The following is a 22,565-nucleotide window of genomic DNA, read 5'->3' on the forward strand; positions in this document are numbered from 1 at the left end:
ATATGAACAAGAATATGAACCCATACATTGCTGCGGCTTACCTGTCTGCCCTCGTCATTTTTACAGGCTGTGCCGGAAAAGCAGAAAATAAAGAAACCCAAAAAGCCTATTGCATCAGCAAAGAACTTAAACAAGAGATTAAACTGGCCAAAGCAGAAATGCTTCCCATAGAAGAAAGTATTACGCTTACCGGGGAAGTGGAAAGTAATTCTGATAAAACGGTTCCTTTTGTAAGTCTTGTAGACGGAGTGGTAATAGATACTTATTTCTCTCTTGGTGATTATGTGAAAAAAGGACAAACGCTGGCTAGTGTAAAAAGTACAGCCGTTAACGAAATGCAGGATGATACCCAGACTCTGCAGGCGCAGCTGGCTGTTGCGAAAAGAAAACTGTCTTCCGTAGAAGCCATGTATAAAGATGATATTGCCTCTCAAAAAGATTTGCAGGAAGCAAGATCTGAAGTAGCCATACTGCAATCCAATATTTCCAAGACACAGAAAAATATGCAGCTGTATTCCGCCGGAGGAAGCACGATTCAGATAAAAGCGCCTGCGGACGGATATGTGATTTCAAAGAATATTTCAAAAGGAATGCCTGTTACTGCCGGAGGAGATCAGCTCTTTACCATTTCCAATCTGGATAAGGTATGGGTAATGGCCAATGTGTATGCTACCAATATGAGACACGTTTATGTGGATCAGCCGGTAGTGGTGAAAACGCTTGCTTATCCTGATGACAGTTTTTCAGGGAAGATTAATACTATTTCCCAGGTTTTTAATGAAAATGAAAGAGTACTCAAAGCCAAAATCATTATGGATAATAACGGGATGAAGTTGAGACCGGGAATGTCTGCAGATGTAGTATTGCCAGTGAATTCACAAAATAAAAGCGCATTGGCTATTCCTGCGAAAGCCTTAATCTTTGACAATAACCAAAGCTATGTAGTGGTTTACAAAAAAGACTGTGAACTGGAGATCAGACCCGTAACGGAAATTGCTTCCAACAGCCAGTATATTTATGTAGAAGGCAATTTAAAACCAGGTGAAAATGTCATTGCTTCCAACGGGCTGCTGATTTATGAAAACCTGAAAAACCAATTAAATAATTCCACGAAGTAATGCGAAAATTTGTACAGAATATAGTTTCCTTCTCTTTAAAAAACTCACTGATTGTTCTTTTGGGAACTTTTCTATTGCTCGCCGGAGGAATCTATTCCTATCTGCATACACCTATTGAAGCATTTCCGGATGTTACCAATACCAGGGTGAGAGTGATTACCCAATGGCCTGGAAGAAGTGCTGAGGAAATTGAAAAATTTGTCACATTACCCATTTCAAAGGAAATGAATGCCATCCCGAATAAAACATCGGTGCGTTCCATTTCCTTATTCGGATTGTCTGTGGTGACGGTTATTTTTGATGATCATGTCAATGATTTTTATGCCCAGCAATATGCTTCCAATAAACTGGGAAACGTAGAACTTCCAGCCGGAGCAGAATACAGTATTGAGCCTCCTTCGGGAGCTACCGGTGAAATTTACAGATATATTATCAAGAGTAAACTCCCGATCAAAGAAGTAACCGCTATTCAGGATTGGGTGGTAGAAAGAGAATTGCTGGCCGTTCCCGGAGTGGCTGATGTCGTGAGCTTTGGAGGAGAAGAAAAAACATATGAAATAAAAATTAATCCTACGGAATTACACAATTACGACCTTTCCCCCCTGGATGTGTATGAAGCAGTTTCGAAGAGTAATATCAATGTAGGAGGAGATGTAGTGGCAAAAGGTGATCAGGCTTATGTAGTGCGGGGGATCGGTCTTTTGGAGAAAAAAGAAGATATAGAGAATATTCAGATCGAGGTCAAAGGTTCAACCCCTATTCTGGTGAAACACGTTGCGGAAGTAAAAGTTTCTGCGAAACCGAGATTGGGGCAGGTAGGATACAACAAAGAAAATGATGTTGTACAGGGAATTGTGATTATGCTTCGGGGCGAAAATCCAAGCGAAGTCATTGCAAGACTGAAAGACAGAATAGAAGAACTGAATGGAGGAGAACTTCCTGGTGACGTTCAGATTGTTCCGATCATCGACCGTACAGAACTGGTGAACACAACGGTTCATACCGTTTCCAAAAACCTTATTGAAGGAGTTATTCTGGTTTCCATCATTGTATTTATTTTCCTTTACAACTGGAGAACCACTTTTATTGTAGCGTCAGTGATTCCTCTGGCTTTCCTGTTTGCTATTATTATGCTTAAAATTCAGGGTCTGCCGGCCAATCTGATTTCCATGGGAGCACTGGATTTTGGGCTGCTTCTGGAAGGAACGCTGGTTATTGTGGAACATGTCTTTGTCGCCCTCGAACTTAAAGCAAAAAAGATAGGGCTGCGGAGATTCAATAAAATTTCAAAACTCGGTATCATCAAGAAAAGTGCAGGAAGCGTAGCGAGCTATATTTTCTTCGCCTTATTGATTCTTATTGTTGCTCTGATGCCGATTTTCTCTTTCCAGAAAGTAGAAGGTAAGATGTTCTCTCCATTAGCATTTACACTTGGGTATGCATTACTAGGATCATTGATCTTAAGTTTAACGTATGTTCCGGCAATGTGTAAGCTGCTATTGACAAAAAATATTGAAGAGAAAGAAAACTTTATTTCAAGATTCTTCAAAGTCAATATCTATAGAATCTACGAGTTCAGTGACCGTCACAAAAAGGGATTCATCATTGGTTTCGTTGCCTTGCTTGCTGTTTGCGGATGGAGATTCTCCAATTATGGATCTGAGTTTTTACCCAAACTGAACGAAGGCGCAATTTATGTAAGAGCAACCCTTCCCAACAGTGTCAATCTGGATGAATCTGTACGATTGACCAAAGAAATGAAGGAAATTCTCATGAAGTATGATGAAGTAAAATTTGTCATGACCCAAACAGGCCGTCCTAACGACGGAACCGATCCCACCGGGTTCTTTAATATCGAATTTAATATTCAGCTGAAGCCGGAAAATGAATGGAAGAAAAAAGTATCCAAAGAAGAACTCCTTGAAGAGATGAGAGTCTCTCTTGAGAAATTTCCGGGTATCAATTTTGGATTTAGTCAGCCTATACAAGATAACGTGGAAGAATATGTGGCAGGAGTAAAAGCTCCGCTGGTGATTAAAATTTTCGGGAATGATTTATTTGAGCTGGAAAATTACGCCAATAAAGTAGCTAATTCCATCAGAACCGTTCCGGGAATATCGGATGTGAATGTTTTCAAAAATATCGGACTTCCTGAGTTGAGAATACAGCTTCACGATTCCAAAATGGCAAAATATGGAGTCTCCACAGCAGATGCACAGGCTGTGATTGAAATGACAATCGGAGGGCAGGCCGCTACCAAGTTTTATGAACAGGAGAGAATGTTTGACGTAATGCTCAGGTTTGAAAAAGATTACAGAGATACGCCTGAAAAAATGGGAAATATTCTGATCCCGACTCAGGACAATAAAAAAGTTCCGCTGAAAGAAATTGCAACCATTGATTATCATACGGGGCCATCATTTATTTACCGTGAAGGAAACAGCAGATATATCGGAGTTGGATTTAATATTGAAGGACGTGATCTGGGAAGTACCATCAAAGAAGCCAAAGCGAAAGTAGATAAAGATGTGAAGCTTCCGAAAAAGCATAAAATGACGTGGGCCGGAGAGTTTGAAAGTAAAGAAAGAGCCGCAAAACAGCTGGCTATGGTGGTGCCGATTTCTTTAGTTCTTATTCTGATGCTGTTGTACTTCAATTTCGGAAATATAAAAGATACGCTGATTTCTTCCATTACATTGGCATTTGCATTCATCGGAGGGTTTTTATCCCTTTGGTTTACGGGAACGATCTTCGGAATTTCAGCAGGAATTGGTTTCATTATCCTTTTCGGAGTGGCCACCATTGATGGTATCGTTCTGATCGGAGTGATGAAAGAAAATCTGCAAAACAGGATGTCACTTAAAGAATCCATAGCTCAGGGAGTGAAAAGCAGAATCCGCCCGGTGGTGATGATTGCCCTGATGGGTTCTATGGGACTTCTTCCGGCAGCCATGTCGAATGGAATGGGATCGGAAATTCAGAAACCTTTAGCCATTATGATTGTAGGAGGATTAATTATCTGTATGCTGCTTTCATTTACGGTGTTACCAATTATTTTTCATTACGCCTATCGCAAAAAGCATAAGGAAGCCATATAGTTTCTTTTATTTTGTTCATTATGAGGCCGGGGTCCGTGAGGAAGATCCCGGCCTTTTTTACGAATTTTTTGTAGATTCTAAAACCTCAATATTTTTTATCACATCACTGCTTTCACATTTTTTAAGCTCCTTCAGAAGAGCAGGAGTGAGGATCTTCGGGTTCAGAATTTGGGTGGCAACTTTTGCAGCGGCATAATCTACAATACCAATCACAGATTCTCTTAAGAAGTTAGGAGTATTGGAGGCAATGACTGCTGTTGCCCAGGAAGTATCTCTTGCTTTGGAAATGGCAAAATCAAGGACAGCATTGTCCTGTCCGTTGGAGAGTTTGTCAACAAGATCTACCGGATAACAGATTTTGTTTAAAGAATCCTGTACGTTCTGATTAATTGATGCAATGACATTATTAATGTTTTCAAAATCTTTTTTTAAAGGATTTATTTTCCGGTAAGGCATAATAGAAGCGGCAGAAACACCAAGGTCCAGGTTGATGTGAGCATTCATACCAAGAAATATATGCTGTAATATTAAAAGATTCCTGTTTTTAGCAGCTTCAAAAGCGATGTACCATGAGTTGGTGCATCTTTCATGTTTACTGTAGCTGTCCCATGCCTGAAGATATCTTTGTGCAAACGCAATGTCAAGTGAAGTCATCCTCGGATTGTCTTCAAATTTTTTCTGCTGAATTCCTTTCAGAACCTGTGCGGTCATGATTCTGTAGGTACAGGCAAAATATCCTGCCGGACTCTTGTTTTCTTTACACCAGATGATTATTTCATCCAGTTTTTTCAGAACTTCGTCAATGGTTTTCATGATGGTTTTTGTTTACTTAAAGATACTAAAAAAGAGGCGTCTCAAAATTGTCATTCTGAACGAAATGTAATGTAGTGAAGAATCTCATGTAGTTGTTTATCAATAAGATTCTTCCTTCGTCAGAAATCGAAGATTCGACGTAGTCAATGACAAAAGCCAATTGTTTGACTTTTGAGACAGCCTCTTTATGTATTTTTCATTCTGATTATGGGGTGATGATAACCGGATCAGTGATGATAATCGGATCAGGAAAAGGTTCAAGGATCAGGGGTTTGCACATGGCGGCCGGTTGACAGGTTCCTCCCATGCATATAAAGTTCGTCATGGTAGTAGTACCGTCAGGACATCTGATCATGCCTTCACCATGGCATCCTCCGGGACATTCTGCCGGGTATAGTGTTCCGCCGAATACATCTTTCAGTTCTGTTCTCGAAAGTTTTGTAATGTTTAATTTTTTCATGAGTTTTTTAATTATGGTGTTGATTGATGGTTAACTTGTTGGTAATTAGTTTAATAATGTTAATTATCAATAAGCTAAAATAGTTAAATTAATTCATCAAAACAAAGTTGATTAATTAAAATTTTTAATTTATTTATATATAATTGTTTGAAATGTAATGAATTAAAAAATAAATTGTATATTTATTTCCAGGTAAAGAGAAATAATAAAGAGGAATCCGAAAATCTTCAAGAGTAGGAAATCAAATTAAACTAAATTAATCATGAAAAATTTAAAAAACTTAAACAGAAAAGAGTTAAAGACTGTTTTAGGAGGTGCAGCATTAGCCTGTGAAGCACCTGTAGATGGGGGATGTCCGGCAGGGTACACATTCTGCAGCAACCCTTATTGCTGCTATCCACCAAAAAAACCATTTATCTGTTTCGATTAAGAAAAAATCCCTCAACTGAGGGATTTCTTATTTATTAAGGATTTTCTTTTGCAATTTCATCATGATGTTTAAGATACAAAGGCAGCGCTGCAGAGCCATACCAAGGGAAAATTTCATAGCTGAAGACACCAGCCTGAACTGCTGGATCTGTTTTTACCCACTGCTCGGCTTCTTCCTTCGATTTGGTGTTGAAAATAAACATGCCACGGTAGTTTTCTTTATTCTTTTCAAGGAAAGGTCCGGCAACAACAATTTTGCCTTCATTGGCCAGTTTACCGATATTGGCCATGTGCCCTTTCATGAGTTCGCCCATTTTGGCTTTGTCTTCAATTTTAGTAGTGCCAGATGTCAGCATAACAATCGTATAAGGTTTCATCCCATATTTATCAGCACCTAAAGAAGTAGCCAGTTCCTGATTATATTTAGGTTTTTCTGCTTTCTTTTCCTGAGCAAAAGAAAATGCTGAAAGAAAGAGACCTGCAAGTAGTAATGTTCGTGATTTCATCTTGTTTTTATTTTGATAAATATAATAAATCCTTATAGATTTCTGAAAACTGAATTTTTAATGGTAATATGAAACAAAAAAACCTCGATGAGTTCGAGGTTTATATCTAATTATTCTGATGAGGTTACTAGTCTTTAATTCTTAAAAATTCTTTCGCCAGTTCGATCATCTTTGGATCTCCGGTATATTTGCCATGCTCATCGGAAAGTTTTACTGTAGGAATCCATTCTTTATTGGGAGCCTGTACGCCAATAAGTTTCATTACGATATTCATGGGCTTCAATCCTACATCATTGGTAAGGTTGGTGCCGATTCCGAATGAGATACCAATTTTTCCTCTGCAATAATTGGTAATTTCCTCCACTTTTTCAAGATTTAATGCATCTGAAAAAATAATATATTTAAACATCGGATTGATCCCATTTCGTTGATAGTGAGCAATGGTTTTATCTGCAAATTCCAGGGCATCTCCACTGTCATGACGAACGCCATCGAAAAGCTTTGCAAATTTTTTGTCGAACTGCTGGAAAAATACATCTGTGGTATAAGTATCAGACAAAGCTACTCCAAGATCACCTCTGTACACATCTACCCAATGTTCCAGCGCCAATTCATTGGCCATTTTGAATCCATATTCGGCGGCATGGAACATAAACCATTCATGAGCATGCGTTCCGATAGGTTTTACACCATATTTCATTGCAAAATGCACGTTTGAACTTCCGATAAAAGTAGACTCTTTTTTCTGGGTTAAAGCTTCCATGACCAGATTTTGTACCTTATAAGAATGTCTTCTTCTCGTTCCAAATTCTGCAAATGTTACTCCAAGTCTGCCCAATGAATCTGCTTTTTCTATCGTTTTGCTCATGACCACTTCGTTGGAATCTCTTTCCATGTGGTTCATTTCGTAATGCAGTTCACTGATCAATGCCAGCAGTGGAACTTCCCAAAGAATCGTTCTGTACCAAAGCCCTTCCACAATGACGGAAAGGTCTCCTCCTTCCTGGTGGATTTTTACTTCAGACGGATCATAATGATAACCTTCTAAAAAATCAAGATAGGGCAGATCTATATAAGGACATGTTCTCGCCATGAACTTTTTTTCATCTTTCGTAAGTTTAAGCTCGGCCATTTTATTCACAGCTTCTCTTAAAGCAGCGTCAAACCCTTCCGGAAAGTGGTGTTTTCCCCTGTTGATAAATTCATATTTTACAATAGAACTCGGGAATAGCTTTACCACAGCATTCTGCATGGTTATTTTATAGAAATCATTATCAAGGATAGAGTTTAATCTGACGTCGCTCATAATATGTGTAATTTTAACGCAAATATAAAAATAAAAAATAAAATCGCCTAAATGTAAGGCGATTTTTTTGAAATATTTCCATGCTTTTAATGGAGTTATTTTCCAAGATAAGAATTGTACATCCAAACTTCTTTCTCCTGCTCGGTGATATAGTCGCTCATCTGCGAATTCGTACCTTCGTCTCCCGCTTTATCTGTAATGTCTAAAAGTTCTCTCTGCAGATCAATTACCACTTTGAATGAACTTAGAATCTGTTCAACACTTTTGGTACCGTCCGTTACTTCTTTGCTTTCTTTAATGGTTGCTACTTTTAAGTAATCTGAATAATTATGTGCAGGAGTAGCTCCTAACGTAAGGATTCTTTCTGCAATCTCATCAATCTTTAAGACCAGGCTATTGTACAATTCCTCAAACTTCGGGTGAAGGGTGAAGAACTGATCACCTTTAATATTCCAGTGAGAACCTCTTGTGTTCTGGTAGAATACTGAATAGTTAGCTAATAGTACATTTAATTTTTCTGAGATGTTTTTACAGTCGGCTTCTTTAAGACCGATAATACTTGCGTTTTTCATATGTATATATTTATTTTTTAAATGTGATACAATCACCACTTCGGTTCAATAGAATATGAAGCTTTTTAATGATGACTGCTGTGTTTATCATTGTATATCCCAAATTTACGAAATATCGTGCCGAACTCGTTGGATTATTCATAGATCATAACTATAAGAAAGTTTTTAAATATAGTTTGGATATATCGGGTAAGGGATTATGATTGTACTATGAATGAAAATTTTATAGATGTGATTTAGAATTATAAATTCACAATTATTTAATACCCATTTTTTAAACTTGAAAAAAATATTCTTTTCTATCTCTTTTCCCCGTATATATTATAGTTCTTTGAATGTTATATCGAAACGTCTTCTATTTTCGATGTAAGTATTTGATTTTAATTTTTATATAAGTGTTTGTAGATTAAAAAAATATTACTATTTTTGCACCCTAAAATAAAAAGCAATTAAATGCCTACTATTCAACAATTAGTAAGAAAAGGAAGAGCCACGCTTGCCAAGAAGAGCAAATCGGCTGCCCTTGATTCTTGTCCACAAAGACGTGGTGTATGTACGAGAGTATATACAACTACACCGAAGAAACCTAACTCTGCACTTAGAAAAGTAGCAAGGGTAAGACTTTCTAACGGTAAAGAAGTTAATGCCTATATCCCGGGCGAAGGACACAATCTTCAAGAGCACTCGATAGTATTGGTTAGAGGCGGAAGGGTGAAAGACCTACCGGGAGTACGTTACCACATCGTAAGAGGTGCATTAGACACCGCTGGTGTAAATGGAAGAACTCAGAGAAGATCTAAGTACGGAGCTAAGAGACCTAAACCAGGACAAGCAGCTGCTGCTCCTGCAAAAGGAAAGAAAAAATAATCATTAAATAAGGTACAAAAGCAATGAGAAAGACAAAAGCGAAAAAAAGACCGTTGTTACCAGATCCGAAATTTAATGATCAATTGGTAACGAGATTCGTAAACAACTTAATGCTTGACGGTAAGAAGTCAATCGCATTCAAAATTTTCTATGATGCATTAGATATCGTAGAAACTAAAAAAGGAGATAACGAAAAAACTGCACTTGAAATCTGGAAAGATGCACTTACAAATGTAATGCCTCACGTAGAAGTACGTTCTAGAAGAGTAGGTGGAGCTAACTTCCAGATCCCTATGCCAATCAGAGCTGATAGAAAAATTTCTATGGCAATGAAATGGTTAATCAAGTATTCTAAAGCTAGAAATGATAAGTCTATGGCTTTGAAATTAGCTAACGAAGTTGTAGCTGCTTCAAGAGAAGAAGGTGCTGCTTTCAAAAAGAAATCTGATACTCACAAAATGGCGGAAGCTAACAAAGCTTTCTCACACTTCAAATTCTAATCTGAAATGGGAAGAGATCTTAAATTTACAAGAAATATTGGTATCGCTGCTCACATTGACGCAGGTAAGACTACCACTACAGAAAGGATTCTATTCTATACAGGGGTAAACCACAAAATTGGAGAGGTTCACGATGGTGCTTCTACAATGGACTGGATGGAGCAGGAAGCAGAAAGAGGTATTACTATTACTTCTGCAGCTACCACTTGTTCTTGGAACTTTCCAACAGATCAAGGAAAAGCTTTACCAGAAACTAAACCTTACCACTTCAACATCATCGATACACCGGGACACGTTGACTTCACAGTAGAGGTAAACAGATCTTTAAGAGTATTGGATGGATTGGTATTCTTATTCTCTGCAGTAGATGGAGTAGAGCCTCAGTCTGAAACAAACTGGAGACTTGCTGACAACTACAAAGTTGCAAGAATGGGATTCGTAAACAAAATGGACAGACAAGGTGCTGACTTCCTTAACGTGGTAAACCAGGTTAAAGAAATGTTAGGATCTAACGCAGTTCCAATCGTTTTACCAATCGGTGCTGAAGAAGATTTCAAAGGAGTTGTTGACTTAATTAAAAACAGAGCGATCATCTGGGATGAAGCAGGACAAGGAGCTACTTTCGAAGTAGTGCCAATTCCTGAAGATATGAAAGATGAAGTTCTTGAATATAGAGAAAAACTGGTAGAAGCTGTTTCTGAGTATGACGAAACTTTGATGGAGAAATTCTTCGAAGATCCGGATTCAATTACAGAAGAAGAAATCAATGCTGCATTGAGAGCTGCTACTATCGATTTATCTATTATCCCAATGACTTGTGGTTCTTCATTCAAGAATAAAGGAGTACAGTTTATGTTGGATGCAGTATGTAAATACTTGCCTTCTCCATTGGATAAAGATGATATCAAAGGTACTGATCCAAGAACAGACGCTGAAATCACAAGAAAACCATCTGTAGATGAGCCTTTCGCAGCTTTAGCATTTAAGATTGCTACTGACCCGTTCGTGGGAAGATTAGCATTCTTCAGAGCTTACTCTGGAAGACTGGATGCTGGTTCTTATATCTTGAACTCTCGTTCAGGAGATAAAGAAAGAATCTCAAGAATCTATCAGATGCACGCTAACAAGCAAAACCCGGTAGAATATATTGAAGCTGGTGATATTGGTGCAGCGGTAGGATTCAAGTCTATCAAAACTGGTGATACGATGTGTGATGAGAAAAACCCAATCGTTCTTGAATCGATGGTTTTCCCTGATCCGGTAATCGGTATCGCTGTTGAGCCTAAAACTAAAGCTGACCAGGATAAAATGGGTAACGCTCTAGCTAAATTGGCTGAAGAAGATCCAACGTTTACTGTTAGAACTGACGAAGCTTCTGGACAAACGATCATCTCTGGTATGGGTGAGCTTCACTTAGATATCATTGTAGACCGTATGAAAAGAGAGTTCAAGGTTGAAGTAAACCAGGGACAACCTCAGGTAGAGTACAAAGAAAACTTAACAAAAGTTGCCAGCCACAGAGAAGTTTACAAAAAGCAATCTGGAGGTAAAGGTAAATTTGCTGACATTGTATTTGAACTAGGACCTGCAGACGAAGGTAAAGTTGGTTTAGAATTCATCAATGAGATCAAGGGTGGTAACGTTCCTAGAGAATTCGTTCCTGCAATTGAAAAAGGATTTAAAGCTGCAATGAAGAACGGTCCATTGGCTGGTTTCGAAGTTGAAGGTATTAAAGTGGTTCTTAAAGATGGATCTTTCCACGCGGTGGATTCTGATGCTCTTTCATTTGAAATGGCTGCTAAATTAGGATTTAAAGAAGCGGGACGTGCTGCTAAGCCAGTAATTATGGAGCCTATTATGAAACTGGAAGTTGTAACTCCGGAAGAATATATGGGTAACATCATTGGTGACCTTAACAAGAGAAGAGGTACTATCAGTGGGCAGGAAGAGAAAAACGGAGCTGTTGTAATCAAAGGTTCTGTTCCACTTTCTGAAATGTTTGGATATGTAACTACTCTAAGAACACTTTCATCAGGAAGAGCTACTTCTTCTATGGAATTAGAGAAGTACCAGGCTACTCCACAAAACGTTGCTGAAGAAATCATAGCTAAAGCAAAAGGTTAATTTTTAAATTAAAGAAATGTCACAAAGAATCAGAATAAAACTAAAATCTTACGATTACAACTTGGTAGACAAGTCTGCTGAGAAAATCGTAAAAACGGTAAAGGCTACTGGTGCTGTTGTAAACGGTCCTATTCCATTACCAACGAATAAGAGAATCTTCACAGTGTTGAGATCTCCGCACGTAAACAAGAAAGCAAGAGAGCAGTTCCAACTTTCAGCTCACAAGAGACTAATGGATATCTACTCTTCTTCTTCTAAGACTGTTGATGCTCTAATGAAATTAGAACTTCCTTCAGGTGTAGACGTTGAAATTAAAGTGTGATAAATGCATACTTTGCAATGATTATACAATCCGTTCCTTTTCAGGGACGGATTTTTTTATGTACATGCTATTTTATATAACCGCATCAGTGGCAAAAAGCAGATTTGTAATACATCAAATCTGCTTTTTTTTGAATTATACTTTTTGTAATCATAAAAAAACTTTAAAAGATTTGTCTTAATAATGGATCAGATCTGTTTGATGATTGTAATGAGTCTCCAGATGAGATTAATGATCTGATATTATCAGGGCTTTTCGTGGTGACATATGTCACACTGGTTTATTTATTTAGAATTAATAAAAATAATAATTTTGCAAAAAATTATCAGATGAATAAAGTAGTATCCTTTTCTCTGCTTGTATTGGGTGGGGTTTTTGTAAATGCACAGAAAGTTAACGATTCTATTAAAAAGTCGAAAGAAATTGACGAAGTAGAACTATTCGGTGAAAGAAAAAAGCAACCGCAAGGTTTGGAAGCGATTACAAGATTGCCTTTAAAAACCAGAGACCAGATCCAAAGTATATCTGTAATCTCTCATAAAGTAATTGAAGATCTGGGAGGGTTGACCGTTACTGACGTAGCAAAGAATGTTCCGGGAGTTACTCAATTCGGTAGCTATGGAGGGACTAGAGAAAGTATGTCTATCAGAGGATACAGAGGTGTACCGGTCTTAAAGAATGGAGTACAAATGGACTCCGATTTCCGTACTGCAGGAATGCTTACCGATATGCAGGGAATAGAAAGTATTCAGATAATTAAAGGTTCTGCTGCTGTTACACAAGGAATAGGAGATGGTTTAGGTTCTGCTGGCGGAGTAATTAATGTGGTAACTAAGATACCTAAATTTATTAATCAAACCAATGTTGGTTTCAGATATGGAAGCTGGGATTTTTATAGACCAACAGTTGACTTCCAGAGAGTGTTAGATTCTCAGGGGAAAATTGCTGTCAGGTTAAATGCAGCTTACCAGAATAATAACAGCTTCAGAAGATTTATTAATACCGAACGTATTTATGTGAATCCATCTATTGCCATTCGTCCGGATGATAAAACCGAGATTGTAGTTGAAATGGATTATATGCATAACAATACAACACCGGATAGGGGAACTGTAAACCTTGCCAAAGGAGATACAGAAGCAATATACAGAATGCCGGGAAGAAAATTCCTTGGATTTTCTACAGATAAGGCAAAAACTGAAACATTCAACTTTTCAACAACTGTTACACGAAAACTGACTGAAAAATTGAAGGTAAGAGCTGCATATATGAGTTCATCTTATCAGACTGAAATTGTAGGTGCTGCCCTGGCACCGTTAAAAAGAGATAATCCAACAGAATTCCGTAATAGAACACTGACAAGATCTGATAGAGAAGATTTAAATAAAGTATTTCAATTTGACTTTATCGGAGCTGATGTAATGACAGGGTTTATGAAACATACTTTTCAGGTAGGTTTTGACTGGAAGGAATCTAATGTTACAACGACTTCGTATAAAGCTAAAGATGTAGATCAGATCAATGTTCTGAATGAAATCAACAATATCCTGCCTGCTGGAGTTAATATAGACTTGTCAACAGCTAATGCTATTAATACGGTAGCACCTACTATGGGATTAATGGCACAGGATGTTATTACGTTCAATAAATACATTAAAGCTCATTTAGGAGTTCGTTATAGCAGGTTAATTGGTTCAGACAAAGAAAAAGATTATGCCTGGAATCCCTCTTTGGGAATTATGATCTCTCCTATTGAAAATATGAACATATTTGGTTCTTACACAAGCACTACCTCGCTGAGAAGTTCCAATAATGTATTGTTTAGCGGAGGGACTGTAGGAGCATCAACTACAAAACAATGGGAGGCAGGAATTAAGTCTGACTGGCTGAATGAAAGATTAAGATTTAATGTAACCCTTTTTGACATCAATACAGATAATTTATCATATGAACTCCTTGATGATGGAAATCCTACAGGAAAATATGCACTTGCCGGAAACTTAAAAAGACAAGGTGTTGAAGTTGAATTGATTGGTAAAATTCTTCCAAATCTGCAAGTGATGACAGGATGGGCGTATGTGGATGCACAGTATAAAGACAGCCCTTCATTTGTGAATGGTTCAGCACCGATTAATACACCTAAACATTCTGCTAATGCATGGTTGAATTATAAATTCGACACAGGAATACTGACAGGTCTTGACGTAGGGGCCGGAATTTATTTTGTGGGAGAAAGACCAGTGGACGACTATAAGCAAAAATATACTAATACGGAAAATGGACATGTAAACGGAACCCAACCGGGGGAAAAACCTTTCTTTATGCCCCAATATACTACAGTAGATGCCCAGATAGGATATTCTTTCAAAAATGGATTGGGATTAAGAGGTTTCTTCAATAACATCTTTGATTCAGTAGGATACAATTCCTACTTCAGAGGAGGATATATCGATCAGATCCAGCCAAGAAACTTTGCTGTACAGGTAAACTATAAATTCTAACACAAAAAAAAATTATTATGAAAATTGCCAGAACATTATTTTTAGTATGTATTGCCATTGCCGGTTTAAGTTCATGTTCCGAAGAACATCTGTCTGAAGAGGAACTGAAAACAGCAAGAGAAAATATAGAAAGACATTACACAAATCCCAGAAGTATATATTCATGGGGTAATATTTCTCCCTGGAAAGATCATTGGAATAATACCTCTTATCCAAAAACTTTTTCACCTGGACAGGTCGGAAGGAGCATCATAGCAGAAGAAAAGCTAAATGTTGAAAACCGTTTTTCAGGAAAAGTCAAGTAACATACTCTCAATCATTCATATCAATTTTAATTCAAAGAACATTAAGGCAGAACTTCTGTTTTAATGTTTTTTTTGTCAGTAATTGTAGTCATGATTCCTGTTAATTTTATACATTTAATTAATCATTTAAAATGACAGTCATGGGAAAAAAGAGCCATAGCTTTTTTGAAAAATTTTCAAACAGGGCTGTAAAATTTACAGGAAGTCCATATGCTTTTATAGGAGCTTTTATTATCGTAGTGCTATGGGCGGTAACAGGACCTTTTTTTGATTATTCCGAAACCTGGCAGCTGGTGATCAATACCGGAACTACAATCATAACCTTTCTGATGGTATTTTTGATTCAGAAAGCGCAGAATAAAGACTCCAAAGCGATACAGATTAAACTGAATGAACTTATAGCTGCTCATGAAAAAGCAAGCAATCGTATTGTGGATATTGAAGACCTTACAGAAGAAGAACTTGATCAGCTACATGTTTATTATGAAAGACTAGGACATCTGGCCAAAAAGGAGGCGGATATTCATACTTCTCATTCTATTGATGCTGCGGAAAGAAACCATGACTATAAATATGAATTCTTCAAAAGAAAACATGAAGAATGGATACAGAAACAAAAAAAGGATTAATTAAAAATTTTCAGAATATGTGAAATAATGTGATATATTCTTAATTTTTCTATTCATATTATGGTGTTTTTAATGGTTATTTTTAATTTTCCGCCATGCTTTTAGTGTTTTTTTTGATAAATATCTACTTTTATTAAAAAAAACGTATGAAAATAAAATTATTTTGTTTCTCGGTATTTCTGTTCGCAATATCAGCAAATGCCCAGTGGAGCAGAGGGCTGCCTCAACAAAAAATAACAAAAAAGAGTGATCATTCTGTTTACTACCAACTTGATATTGATCAGATAAGGACACAGCTGCTAAGAGCTTCTAAAATAGGCGAAGGTTCTCCCATCACCATTACTATTCCTACTCTTAATGGAAAAATAGAGAAATTTTCAGTCAGCAGTTTTCCGGTAATGGATGAAACTCTGGCTAACAAATACCAGTTGGGTTCCTATGTTGGAATTGGCGTTGATGATCCTACTAAATATATCAGGTTCAGTGTTGCTCCCCATGATTTTCAGTCTATGATTATTGGTGCCGACGGCCAATATGAATTTATAGAACCGGCAACATCTGATAAGTCTTATTATTCCGTACATGGAAAGACTAATAAAAGCGGACATGCATTTGCCTGCTCTACCAAAGAAGATAAAGAAGCTGTGGCTAATCTTGAAAAGCTTAAGAATTCTGGAGCAGCAGCAAAATCAAATAATAAAATCTTCCATACCTTGAGATTAGCCATGTCTGTTACAGGTGAGTATACTGCCTATTTTGGTGGTGTTGCTGGCGCACTGACACAGATCAATGCTACTTTATCAAGAGTAAACGGTGTATTTGAAAAAGAATTTAATGTACACGTTAATGCAATTAATGCTCCGGGGCTGATCTTTACCGATATAGCTAATGATCCTTACAGTGATTCCAGTCAGATGTGTAAATGGAATTATGAACTGATGAATACATTGCATGGAGGAGTTTATGGGGTTACAGATGACGATTTTGATATAGGACACTTGTTCGGCGCTACAGGTGGTGGTGGAAATGCAGGCTGTATTGGCTGTATAGGAAATAATGATACATCTACCACTATTGATCCTGATTGTGATAACTCACCTTCTCCAAATAACTACAAAGGAAGCGGTTTTACTTCTCCTGCAGACGGTATACCACTGGGAGATAACTTCGATATAGATTATGTAGCGCATGAAATAGGGCATCAGTTGGGAGATAATCACACCTTCAGTTTTAATGAAGGAACAGGTGTCTGTGTGGAACCTGGTTCCGGATCTACCATTATGGGCTACGCCGGAATTACAGGAACCAATACAGATGTTCAGCAACATTCTGACGCCTATTTTCATAGTGTAAGTATTGACCAGGTACAGGCTAATCTTGCTGCAGTAACTGCTGATGTGGAAACTCCTATTGTTAATAATCCACCGGTTGTAACCGCAATGAATACAATCTATACCATTCCTAAATCTACAGCATTTGTACTGACAGCATCAGCAACAGATCCTGATGGAGATGCTTTAACTTATTGCTGGGAACAGGTGAATTCAAGTAGTTTGAGTAATGGAATTTCCAAAACGAACATCGGAAATACAACCTCCGGTGCAAGCTTCAGATCCTGGGCGCCTACCACCAATCCTACCAGATATTTCCCTAAGCTGGTAACCGTATTGGGAGGAGCTGTAAAAAATACAACTGACTTTGAAGCAGCAAGTACAATGGCAAGAACTACGAACTTCCGCGTGACGGTAAGAGATAACAAACCAGGAGGGCAGGCCCAGACAGCTTATGCCACACAAACTATTGTAGTAGGTTCTGCAGCCGCATTTACTGTAAATACAACATCATTGACACCCAATGCCAATTCTGCAATTGCATGGACTGTTTCCGGAACAACTGCTGCTCCATATAATGTAGCTAACGTAAAAATTGATTATACAGCAGATGGCGGAGCAACCTGGAATGACCTTGCTGCATCAGTTCCCAATAACGGATCAGCGAATGTTTTTATCCCGGCATCTTTAGCTGGAAAAACGATTCACCTGAGAGTTTCTGCTATTGGAAATGTTTTCTACGCTGTGAAGCAGGCTACGGTGTCCAGTCTATTGGCAGTTTCTGAAGCTGGAAACGTGAAGTCTGTTAAGATCTATCCAAACCCTGCAGAAGATGTATTGAACATTACAAATGTTTCTTCAAACGCTTCTTATGAAATTTTCAGTGCTCCGGGGCAGATCATTGCCAGGGGAACTATAGGCGACGGCAAAATTAATGTAAAAGCTCTTGTGAAAGGAATCTACTTTATCACGATTAACAATAAAGAAGAAAAGAGTACAATTAAGTTTGTTAAAAAATAATCAGGTTAACAATCAAAATAAAAAACCTCTGAGTCATCAGAGGTTTTTTTATGGTTTTTATTATCGCATAAAATAGTTGAAATAACTACAGCTTCCCATTAAGTTCTTCGTTGTTTCAGTATCAGAATACTGAGCTTTTAACTGAGCAAAATAGGTTCTGTATTTCTGGTTTTTAAGATTGTCCATTTCTTTTTGTCGGGCATCTTCTTTTTCAGACCATTTCGGATCAGAATAATCAAAATCCTTGGGTGCCTTGGCTTCATATTGATAATATTTGCCTTGTTCAGCACTTGCCATCTGGAATAGGATTCTTGCTTTTTCTTCTTTATTATTGGAAAGCTTAAGTGCTTTTTGATAATAATTGATGGAAAGGTCAAAATTATCAGGTTCAATATAAGAAGTATCAAGGAAGTTTTTATAATAATACTTATAAGGATTCTTTCTGTCTGTATTCCAGAAATCATATTTACCTCCGTTGCTGTTGTCGATATCCATAACAAACAATTCGCGGTAATATCCTAAAATAGAAGTATTATACAATAAGTTTCCGATCAGCTGATTGGCTTTTGCCGCTTTTTCACCTGTACCGTTTCCGATCTTTTTCAACTGAATCAAAGCGTCTGCCAGCTCAAGTTTATTCATACTTGTTTTGATGAATGGGAAATCAGCGTAATTTTCCGCTTTCATACTTTCGGTATCAGGGCTTCCGAAACTTTCCCATACATTATGTCCGAATACAAGATTTGAAATATTTTTAAATCCGTCGTATTCTGCAGGAGCGTATTGTTTTGGAGTGATGGTTTGCCCATTCTTTTCTGTCCATTCATAATTTTGTCTGGGGATACCCGCAAAGCTTTTTGCTTTTTCATAATAAGCTTTTGCTTTTTCAAAATCGGCAAGTCTCATGGCTCTGTCTCCATAAATGGTATTGAAGAAGGCATCAATATTACCCACGCTGTCCATGTTTTTGGCGATGATCTGCTGTTCAAACTGTGTTTTATTTGGTTTCCTGTAAAACTCTTCCACACTTTTTACCAGACTTGAGTTCGGGTTGTACTGCAAATCCGAAAGCTTATTATTCATCAGGAATGATTTTCCATCCTCTCCCTGAAGGAAGTAACGGTTGGCAATAACATCCTTCAGGAAATCAGCCGTTGAAGGTACTTCACCATAATAATCGAAATTATCTGTAGTGGCTGTATCTTTTTCTACCTTTTTTTCTACGAAGTATTCTGCATACTCTTTCATCAGATGGTCTTCATAGTCTGCATCAATTTTCGGCTGGGAAACAATATCGTTCAGAACTTTCATTCTTTTGATCTCTTCCAGATATTCCGGATTGGTCGTTTTGATGTCATTCAGAATTTCAGAACTTTCTTTATAGTCTTTCTTTAAAAACTTAAGATAAGCATCTGCAATCTGCCAGTACTCATCCTTAGACTTTTCCTTTGTTTTATCAGTGAATTTTTCAAGACTGTCAAGGAAATCCTGTGTTTTTTCATCGTAATAATAAGCCGTTCTGTTATAAAAAGGGATTCTATCCGGATTACTGAACAGCTCATCGTCACTTTGATCAGCTTTAACATTATTACCTGTTTTATCAGATTTGGAACCTCCGAAAAGATTTTTGAAGAACCTTACAATTTTCTGCCAGAAAGAAAGCTTTTGTTCTTTCACCTCACTTTTGGTTGAATCTGCAGATGTATCTTTTGAGGTGTTATCCGTTGAATTTTCCTTCGTCGTTGCTTTTTGAGCATCTGAAGTGTAATAATAGGTAGGCAGATAGCTTCTTTCAAGCTCGTTGATACTTCTGGCAGCCATTACCTTCAGAATCTCGGAATCTGGATCAATTTCATACATCTTTTCCATCATGGGAATTGGATTGTTGAAATCTTCATAACCCAAAAGAAAGTAAGCCATATTCTTTTCTTCATTCGTATTGGCTCTTTTCATGATATTGCTGAAAGAGGCAGTGTCTGAAAGTTTCATGGAAACAAAAGCAGACTCCTTACGGTCTTTACTGTTCATGAATACCTGAAAAAAGTTCCAGTTGGCATCACTGTTCATTTCCAGTCCTCTTTGAGCTCCTGCCAATTGGTCCAGAGACATGAAGTAGACTGTTCCTTTCAGTTTGATGGGAGCAACATATGTTTTGAAAGCCTGCAAAGCAGAATCGTAGTTTCTGGTATAATGATTAAGACGTACCAGCTGATATCCGTACCGCTGCTTGATTTCAGGATTTCTCGCTGCGTTGTACAAAGAGGTTAAAGCAGAGATGGTTTTATGGTAATCAAGAGCCGTAGCATTTTTTCTGTTGGCATCCCTGTCGTAATAGAATGAGTTTTCACTTTCTATATAATTGATGCTCATATAAGGCTCAAGATACTTGGCTTCAATCAAATAATCAATACCTTCCTTATATTTCTGGTAAAATCCGGTGCCTAGCTTTTGTAAAAGAGGGTTGGTTGGATTTCCGTTCTTTAAAGCATTCAGGTCGTTCATACTGATCTTATACACCAGATTATGGGTTTCAGAATAACTGAGCTGATTGTTAAAAAACTTTTTCCATGTTTCAACATTATCATCAGGAATCAATGCAGAATTATATCCTCCATAAAATCTGCTTGAATAATTATGCAGGAAGGGAAGATAAGCCTTGTCTTTGATGATGGTTTGCGTAAAAAGGTTGAAGTAATCATAATCAGGATCCGACCACGCACAGGCGTCAGATTGGGTATAGAAAAGTGATACAACCGCAAGTGAAAGAATATACTTTTTCATAGGGTGTGCAGTGTTTTTTTAGTTTTAATATTGTATGATGGTAGTGTTCTGGCAAGTGTGCCTCTATCTCCAGGAGATTAAAATTTCCGGTCTGACACAAATTTACTATCTAATTGATAATAAATGATATTAAAATGCGGGATTTTTTTCTGTAAAAACCCAATAACATCATTAAGCTGTTCTTCAGATATTTCCTCTGCCTTTATTTTGAAACCTTTATTCAAATAACTTCCAAAGTAGAATCCGTCTTTCATGACTTCAACTTCGTGATCTGAAATCTTTTTGAAACTGGAGTTTTCCAGATCTCTTTTCGATAAGGCATTAATAAGTCTGTGTTTTCCTAAATGATTGGTAACAATTCCCCATGAATATATGGGAAGTGCCACTTCAACATTTTTGATAGGGTAATCTTCCATTTTTGAAAGATAGCTTTTCAGAATATTTACATCCAGGATAGAATTCTTGTCAGAGTTTTCAAGAGGCGATGAAGTAGAGTAGCACATCAGATATACTTTTCCTACGGGAGGAATTCCGGTCTGCTTTTTATCTTTCACCTGATGAAGGCGAAGGGTACAGGTAATTTCTTTTCCGGAAATTCTTTTGAGTTCTTTCAGAAATTTAAAATAATCATTCCGTGTTCCCGCAGTCCAGTCACAGTCAATTTGAATTTCATTGCTGGTTTTCAGTTGATATTCTATTGCTTTCTTCTGAATTAAAAGATGAATGCTTTCTGCCAGAAATCTGATCTCTTCTGCAGAAATGCCCAGCAAGGTCTGATTGGTAATGAAAACCGTAGGAACAATCTGTTTGTCTGTCTGAAAACTTGGGTCTTTGGTGATTACTGCAACAGGTTGAAATTTCCCATTCACCTTATCTACATCAAAAAATCTGGTGTACAAATAAGGAATCGTAGCTTTATCCAATGCTTTCTTTTCTGCATTATCAAGCTTCAGTTTGGTTTTCCAGTAATAAAACGTGTAAGGATGATTCTCTTTCCTGCTGCATGATGCAATAAGGAAAAGAAGAAATAGAAATAAAATTTTTAAATGTTTCATTGGTGTAAATCACCCTTCAAAATTAAAGATATTTTGGCAGAATATAAACCGTAAAATCCCGGTGATTGAATAAATGAAAGCCAATGATATGAAGGTGAGGCGTTACAAATGTATAAAGTTTTTGCTCACGGAAAACTACAGTGTTACCTTTTTACAATTACGGGGTGGTTTCCCAACAACAAGAAAACCACCCCTGATGGAGTGGCTTTCTCTCTATATTATTGTACTACTTAAAAAATTCGCTTTCGCAGGTACAGGTTTCTTTTTTGATGCTGTCAGAAGATGAGCAGCAGCCTTCAAGGTTTTTAACATTTCCCTTTTCATCGGTAAGGTAGATTTTATCTTTATCAAATTTCAGGAAAAACGTTTCCTCATATTTTTTAAAGACCACTTTCATGACCTTATTAGGAGCATATTTCCCTGCATTGATTTCTTCCGTGGTTTCTTCTCCGCTAGCCTGATTGATCTGGACATACCCAAAATATACATCACCATTATTTTTCACATCCAGATAATAATGAGGAGTACCGGTGCCGCTATATCCTTTCAGGATGTCAAAAGCTCTGTATCCGATAAAAGGAAGCTCTGTCTGCTGTGCCCACGTAAAAATACTGATACACAGAATCATTACACTGAAAAACTTTTTCATAGATATTTTTTTCAAATGTAAAAATTTTTATGCAAAAACATTCACCGTAAAAACACGGTTGTTTAAATGATACGTTGTGTAAAATCTCTTTCACTGAAAGCAGTATGAATTTTGATTTGATAGGTAGCTTTTTATAACAATAAAACCACTCCTGAAAAGAAGTGGCTTTCTATAATTGA

Annotated in this window: 19 protein-coding genes; 11 read left to right on the top strand and 8 right to left on the bottom strand. The window is 37.3% G+C overall.

Annotation, left to right across the window (positions count from 1 at the left end):
- The first annotated feature begins 2 nt into the window (after positions 1–2).
- Together V0410_RS17660 and V0410_RS17665 are read left to right on the top strand one after the other, a co-directional pair.
- The gene (locus V0410_RS17660; RefSeq protein WP_330745094.1) at positions 3–1,118 is read left to right on the top strand and encodes an efflux RND transporter periplasmic adaptor subunit; all 1,116 of its coding nucleotides are present in this window, start codon (positions 3–5) and stop codon (positions 1,116–1,118) included.
- Complete coding sequence (locus tag V0410_RS17665; RefSeq protein ID WP_330745095.1) at positions 1,118–4,216, top strand: efflux RND transporter permease subunit; 3,099 nt, start codon at positions 1,118–1,120, stop codon at positions 4,214–4,216. Before V0410_RS17660 ends, V0410_RS17665 begins: the two co-directional genes overlap by 1 nt.
- A gap of 57 nt (positions 4,217–4,273) precedes the next feature.
- On the opposite strand, the gene V0410_RS17670 is transcribed toward V0410_RS17665, so the two are convergent.
- On the bottom strand, positions 4,274–5,029 hold the full coding sequence (locus V0410_RS17670; RefSeq protein ID WP_330745096.1) for a DUF5995 family protein: 756 nt from the start codon (positions 5,027–5,029) through the stop codon (positions 4,274–4,276).
- A 205-nt stretch (positions 5,030–5,234) separates the two neighbouring features.
- Positions 5,235–5,489 (bottom strand): hypothetical protein, encoded by a 255-nt coding sequence (locus V0410_RS17675; protein ID WP_330745097.1) that lies wholly within the window; start codon positions 5,487–5,489, stop codon positions 5,235–5,237.
- 262 nt (positions 5,490–5,751) lie between these two features.
- Here V0410_RS17675 and V0410_RS17680 point away from each other — a divergent pair, with 262 nt between their 5' ends.
- Positions 5,752–5,919, top strand: a complete 168-nt coding sequence (locus tag V0410_RS17680) for a bacteriocin-like protein (protein ID WP_330745098.1) — start codon at positions 5,752–5,754, stop codon at positions 5,917–5,919.
- A 34-nt stretch (positions 5,920–5,953) separates the two neighbouring features.
- Here the strand turns inward: V0410_RS17680 and V0410_RS17685 are convergent, their stop codons facing one another.
- The 3 genes from V0410_RS17685 to V0410_RS17695 form a co-directional block, all read right to left on the bottom strand.
- Positions 5,954–6,424 carry a YciI family protein gene (locus V0410_RS17685; protein WP_330745099.1) on the bottom strand — a complete coding sequence of 157 codons (471 nt, stop codon included), beginning with the start codon at positions 6,422–6,424 and terminating at the stop codon, positions 5,954–5,956.
- A 127-nt stretch (positions 6,425–6,551) separates the two neighbouring features.
- A complete protein-coding gene (gene pncB / locus V0410_RS17690; RefSeq protein WP_110008537.1) occupies positions 6,552–7,730 on the bottom strand; it encodes a nicotinate phosphoribosyltransferase in 1,179 nt (392 codons plus the stop codon).
- A 95-nt stretch (positions 7,731–7,825) separates the two neighbouring features.
- Positions 7,826–8,302 carry a Dps family protein gene (locus V0410_RS17695; protein WP_062673577.1) on the bottom strand — a complete coding sequence of 159 codons (477 nt, stop codon included), beginning with the start codon at positions 8,300–8,302 and terminating at the stop codon, positions 7,826–7,828.
- A 453-nt stretch (positions 8,303–8,755) separates the two neighbouring features.
- Between V0410_RS17695 and rpsL the strand changes: the two genes are divergently transcribed.
- The 8 genes from rpsL (at position 8,756) to V0410_RS17735 (ending at position 17,901) form a co-directional block, all read left to right on the top strand.
- The gene (rpsL, locus tag V0410_RS17700; RefSeq protein WP_002983146.1) at positions 8,756–9,169 is read left to right on the top strand and encodes a 30S ribosomal protein S12; all 414 of its coding nucleotides are present in this window, start codon (positions 8,756–8,758) and stop codon (positions 9,167–9,169) included.
- 23 nt (positions 9,170–9,192) lie between these two features.
- Complete coding sequence (gene rpsG, locus V0410_RS17705) at positions 9,193–9,669, top strand: 30S ribosomal protein S7 (protein WP_062673583.1); 477 nt, start codon at positions 9,193–9,195, stop codon at positions 9,667–9,669.
- A gap of 6 nt (positions 9,670–9,675) precedes the next feature.
- The gene (gene fusA / locus V0410_RS17710; protein WP_110008538.1) at positions 9,676–11,793 is read left to right on the top strand and encodes an elongation factor G; all 2,118 of its coding nucleotides are present in this window, start codon (positions 9,676–9,678) and stop codon (positions 11,791–11,793) included.
- Positions 11,794–11,809: 16 nt separating this feature from the next.
- Positions 11,810–12,115 carry a 30S ribosomal protein S10 gene (gene rpsJ, locus V0410_RS17715; RefSeq protein WP_002661363.1) on the top strand — a complete coding sequence of 102 codons (306 nt, stop codon included), beginning with the start codon at positions 11,810–11,812 and terminating at the stop codon, positions 12,113–12,115.
- 329 nt (positions 12,116–12,444) lie between these two features.
- Positions 12,445–14,616: a TonB-dependent siderophore receptor gene (locus tag V0410_RS17720; protein ID WP_330745100.1), complete on the top strand. Its 2,172-nt coding sequence runs from the start codon at positions 12,445–12,447 to the stop codon at positions 14,614–14,616.
- 17 nt (positions 14,617–14,633) lie between these two features.
- Positions 14,634–14,921 (top strand): hypothetical protein, encoded by a 288-nt coding sequence (locus V0410_RS17725; protein WP_330745101.1) that lies wholly within the window; start codon positions 14,634–14,636, stop codon positions 14,919–14,921.
- Between the two features lie 131 nt (positions 14,922–15,052).
- Positions 15,053–15,550 carry a low affinity iron permease family protein gene (locus V0410_RS17730; protein ID WP_442879151.1) on the top strand — a complete coding sequence of 166 codons (498 nt, stop codon included), beginning with the start codon at positions 15,053–15,055 and terminating at the stop codon, positions 15,548–15,550.
- 146 nt (positions 15,551–15,696) lie between these two features.
- Positions 15,697–17,901, top strand: coding sequence for a zinc-dependent metalloprotease (locus V0410_RS17735; RefSeq protein ID WP_330745103.1), 2,205 nt, complete (start codon positions 15,697–15,699; stop codon positions 17,899–17,901).
- A 60-nt stretch (positions 17,902–17,961) separates the two neighbouring features.
- On the opposite strand, the gene V0410_RS17740 is transcribed toward V0410_RS17735, so the two are convergent.
- From V0410_RS17740 to V0410_RS17750, 3 genes are all read right to left on the bottom strand, one after another.
- Positions 17,962–20,682, bottom strand: a complete 2,721-nt coding sequence (locus V0410_RS17740) for a hypothetical protein (RefSeq protein ID WP_330745104.1) — start codon at positions 20,680–20,682, stop codon at positions 17,962–17,964.
- A 77-nt stretch (positions 20,683–20,759) separates the two neighbouring features.
- The gene (locus tag V0410_RS17745) at positions 20,760–21,737 is read right to left on the bottom strand and encodes a hypothetical protein (protein WP_330745105.1); all 978 of its coding nucleotides are present in this window, start codon (positions 21,735–21,737) and stop codon (positions 20,760–20,762) included.
- A gap of 226 nt (positions 21,738–21,963) precedes the next feature.
- The gene (locus V0410_RS17750; protein ID WP_110008544.1) at positions 21,964–22,386 is read right to left on the bottom strand and encodes a hypothetical protein; all 423 of its coding nucleotides are present in this window, start codon (positions 22,384–22,386) and stop codon (positions 21,964–21,966) included.
- Positions 22,387–22,565 lie beyond the last annotated feature (179 nt).

It is taken from the genome of Chryseobacterium sp. CP-77, from assembly GCF_036362765.1.
GTDB lineage: Bacteria > Bacteroidota > Bacteroidia > Flavobacteriales > Weeksellaceae > Chryseobacterium > Chryseobacterium cupriresistens.

Coding starts and splice junctions, on each gene's coding strand:
- V0410_RS17740 (WP_330745104.1), bottom strand. CDS start 20,682: ATGAAAAAGTATATTCTTTCACTTGCGGTTGTATCACTTTTCTATACC.
- rpsL (WP_002983146.1), top strand. CDS start 8,756: ATGCCTACTATTCAACAATTAGTAAGAAAAGGAAGAGCCACGCTTGCC.
- V0410_RS17685 (WP_330745099.1), bottom strand. CDS start 6,424: ATGAAATCACGAACATTACTACTTGCAGGTCTCTTTCTTTCAGCATTT.
- rpsJ (WP_002661363.1), top strand. CDS start 11,810: ATGTCACAAAGAATCAGAATAAAACTAAAATCTTACGATTACAACTTG.
- V0410_RS17750 (WP_110008544.1), bottom strand. CDS start 22,386: ATGAAAAAGTTTTTCAGTGTAATGATTCTGTGTATCAGTATTTTTACG.
- V0410_RS17680 (WP_330745098.1), top strand. CDS start 5,752: ATGAAAAATTTAAAAAACTTAAACAGAAAAGAGTTAAAGACTGTTTTA.
- V0410_RS17675 (WP_330745097.1), bottom strand. CDS start 5,489: ATGAAAAAATTAAACATTACAAAACTTTCGAGAACAGAACTGAAAGAT.
- V0410_RS17735 (WP_330745103.1), top strand. CDS start 15,697: ATGAAAATAAAATTATTTTGTTTCTCGGTATTTCTGTTCGCAATATCA.
- V0410_RS17730 (WP_442879151.1), top strand. CDS start 15,053: ATGACAGTCATGGGAAAAAAGAGCCATAGCTTTTTTGAAAAATTTTCA.
- V0410_RS17665 (WP_330745095.1), top strand. CDS start 1,118: ATGCGAAAATTTGTACAGAATATAGTTTCCTTCTCTTTAAAAAACTCA.
- V0410_RS17660 (WP_330745094.1), top strand. CDS start 3: ATGAACAAGAATATGAACCCATACATTGCTGCGGCTTACCTGTCTGCC.
- V0410_RS17670 (WP_330745096.1), bottom strand. CDS start 5,029: ATGAAAACCATTGACGAAGTTCTGAAAAAACTGGATGAAATAATCATC.
- fusA (WP_110008538.1), top strand. CDS start 9,676: ATGGGAAGAGATCTTAAATTTACAAGAAATATTGGTATCGCTGCTCAC.
- pncB (WP_110008537.1), bottom strand. CDS start 7,730: ATGAGCGACGTCAGATTAAACTCTATCCTTGATAATGATTTCTATAAA.
- V0410_RS17720 (WP_330745100.1), top strand. CDS start 12,445: ATGAATAAAGTAGTATCCTTTTCTCTGCTTGTATTGGGTGGGGTTTTT.
- V0410_RS17695 (WP_062673577.1), bottom strand. CDS start 8,302: ATGAAAAACGCAAGTATTATCGGTCTTAAAGAAGCCGACTGTAAAAAC.
- V0410_RS17745 (WP_330745105.1), bottom strand. CDS start 21,737: ATGAAACATTTAAAAATTTTATTTCTATTTCTTCTTTTCCTTATTGCA.
- V0410_RS17725 (WP_330745101.1), top strand. CDS start 14,634: ATGAAAATTGCCAGAACATTATTTTTAGTATGTATTGCCATTGCCGGT.
- rpsG (WP_062673583.1), top strand. CDS start 9,193: ATGAGAAAGACAAAAGCGAAAAAAAGACCGTTGTTACCAGATCCGAAA.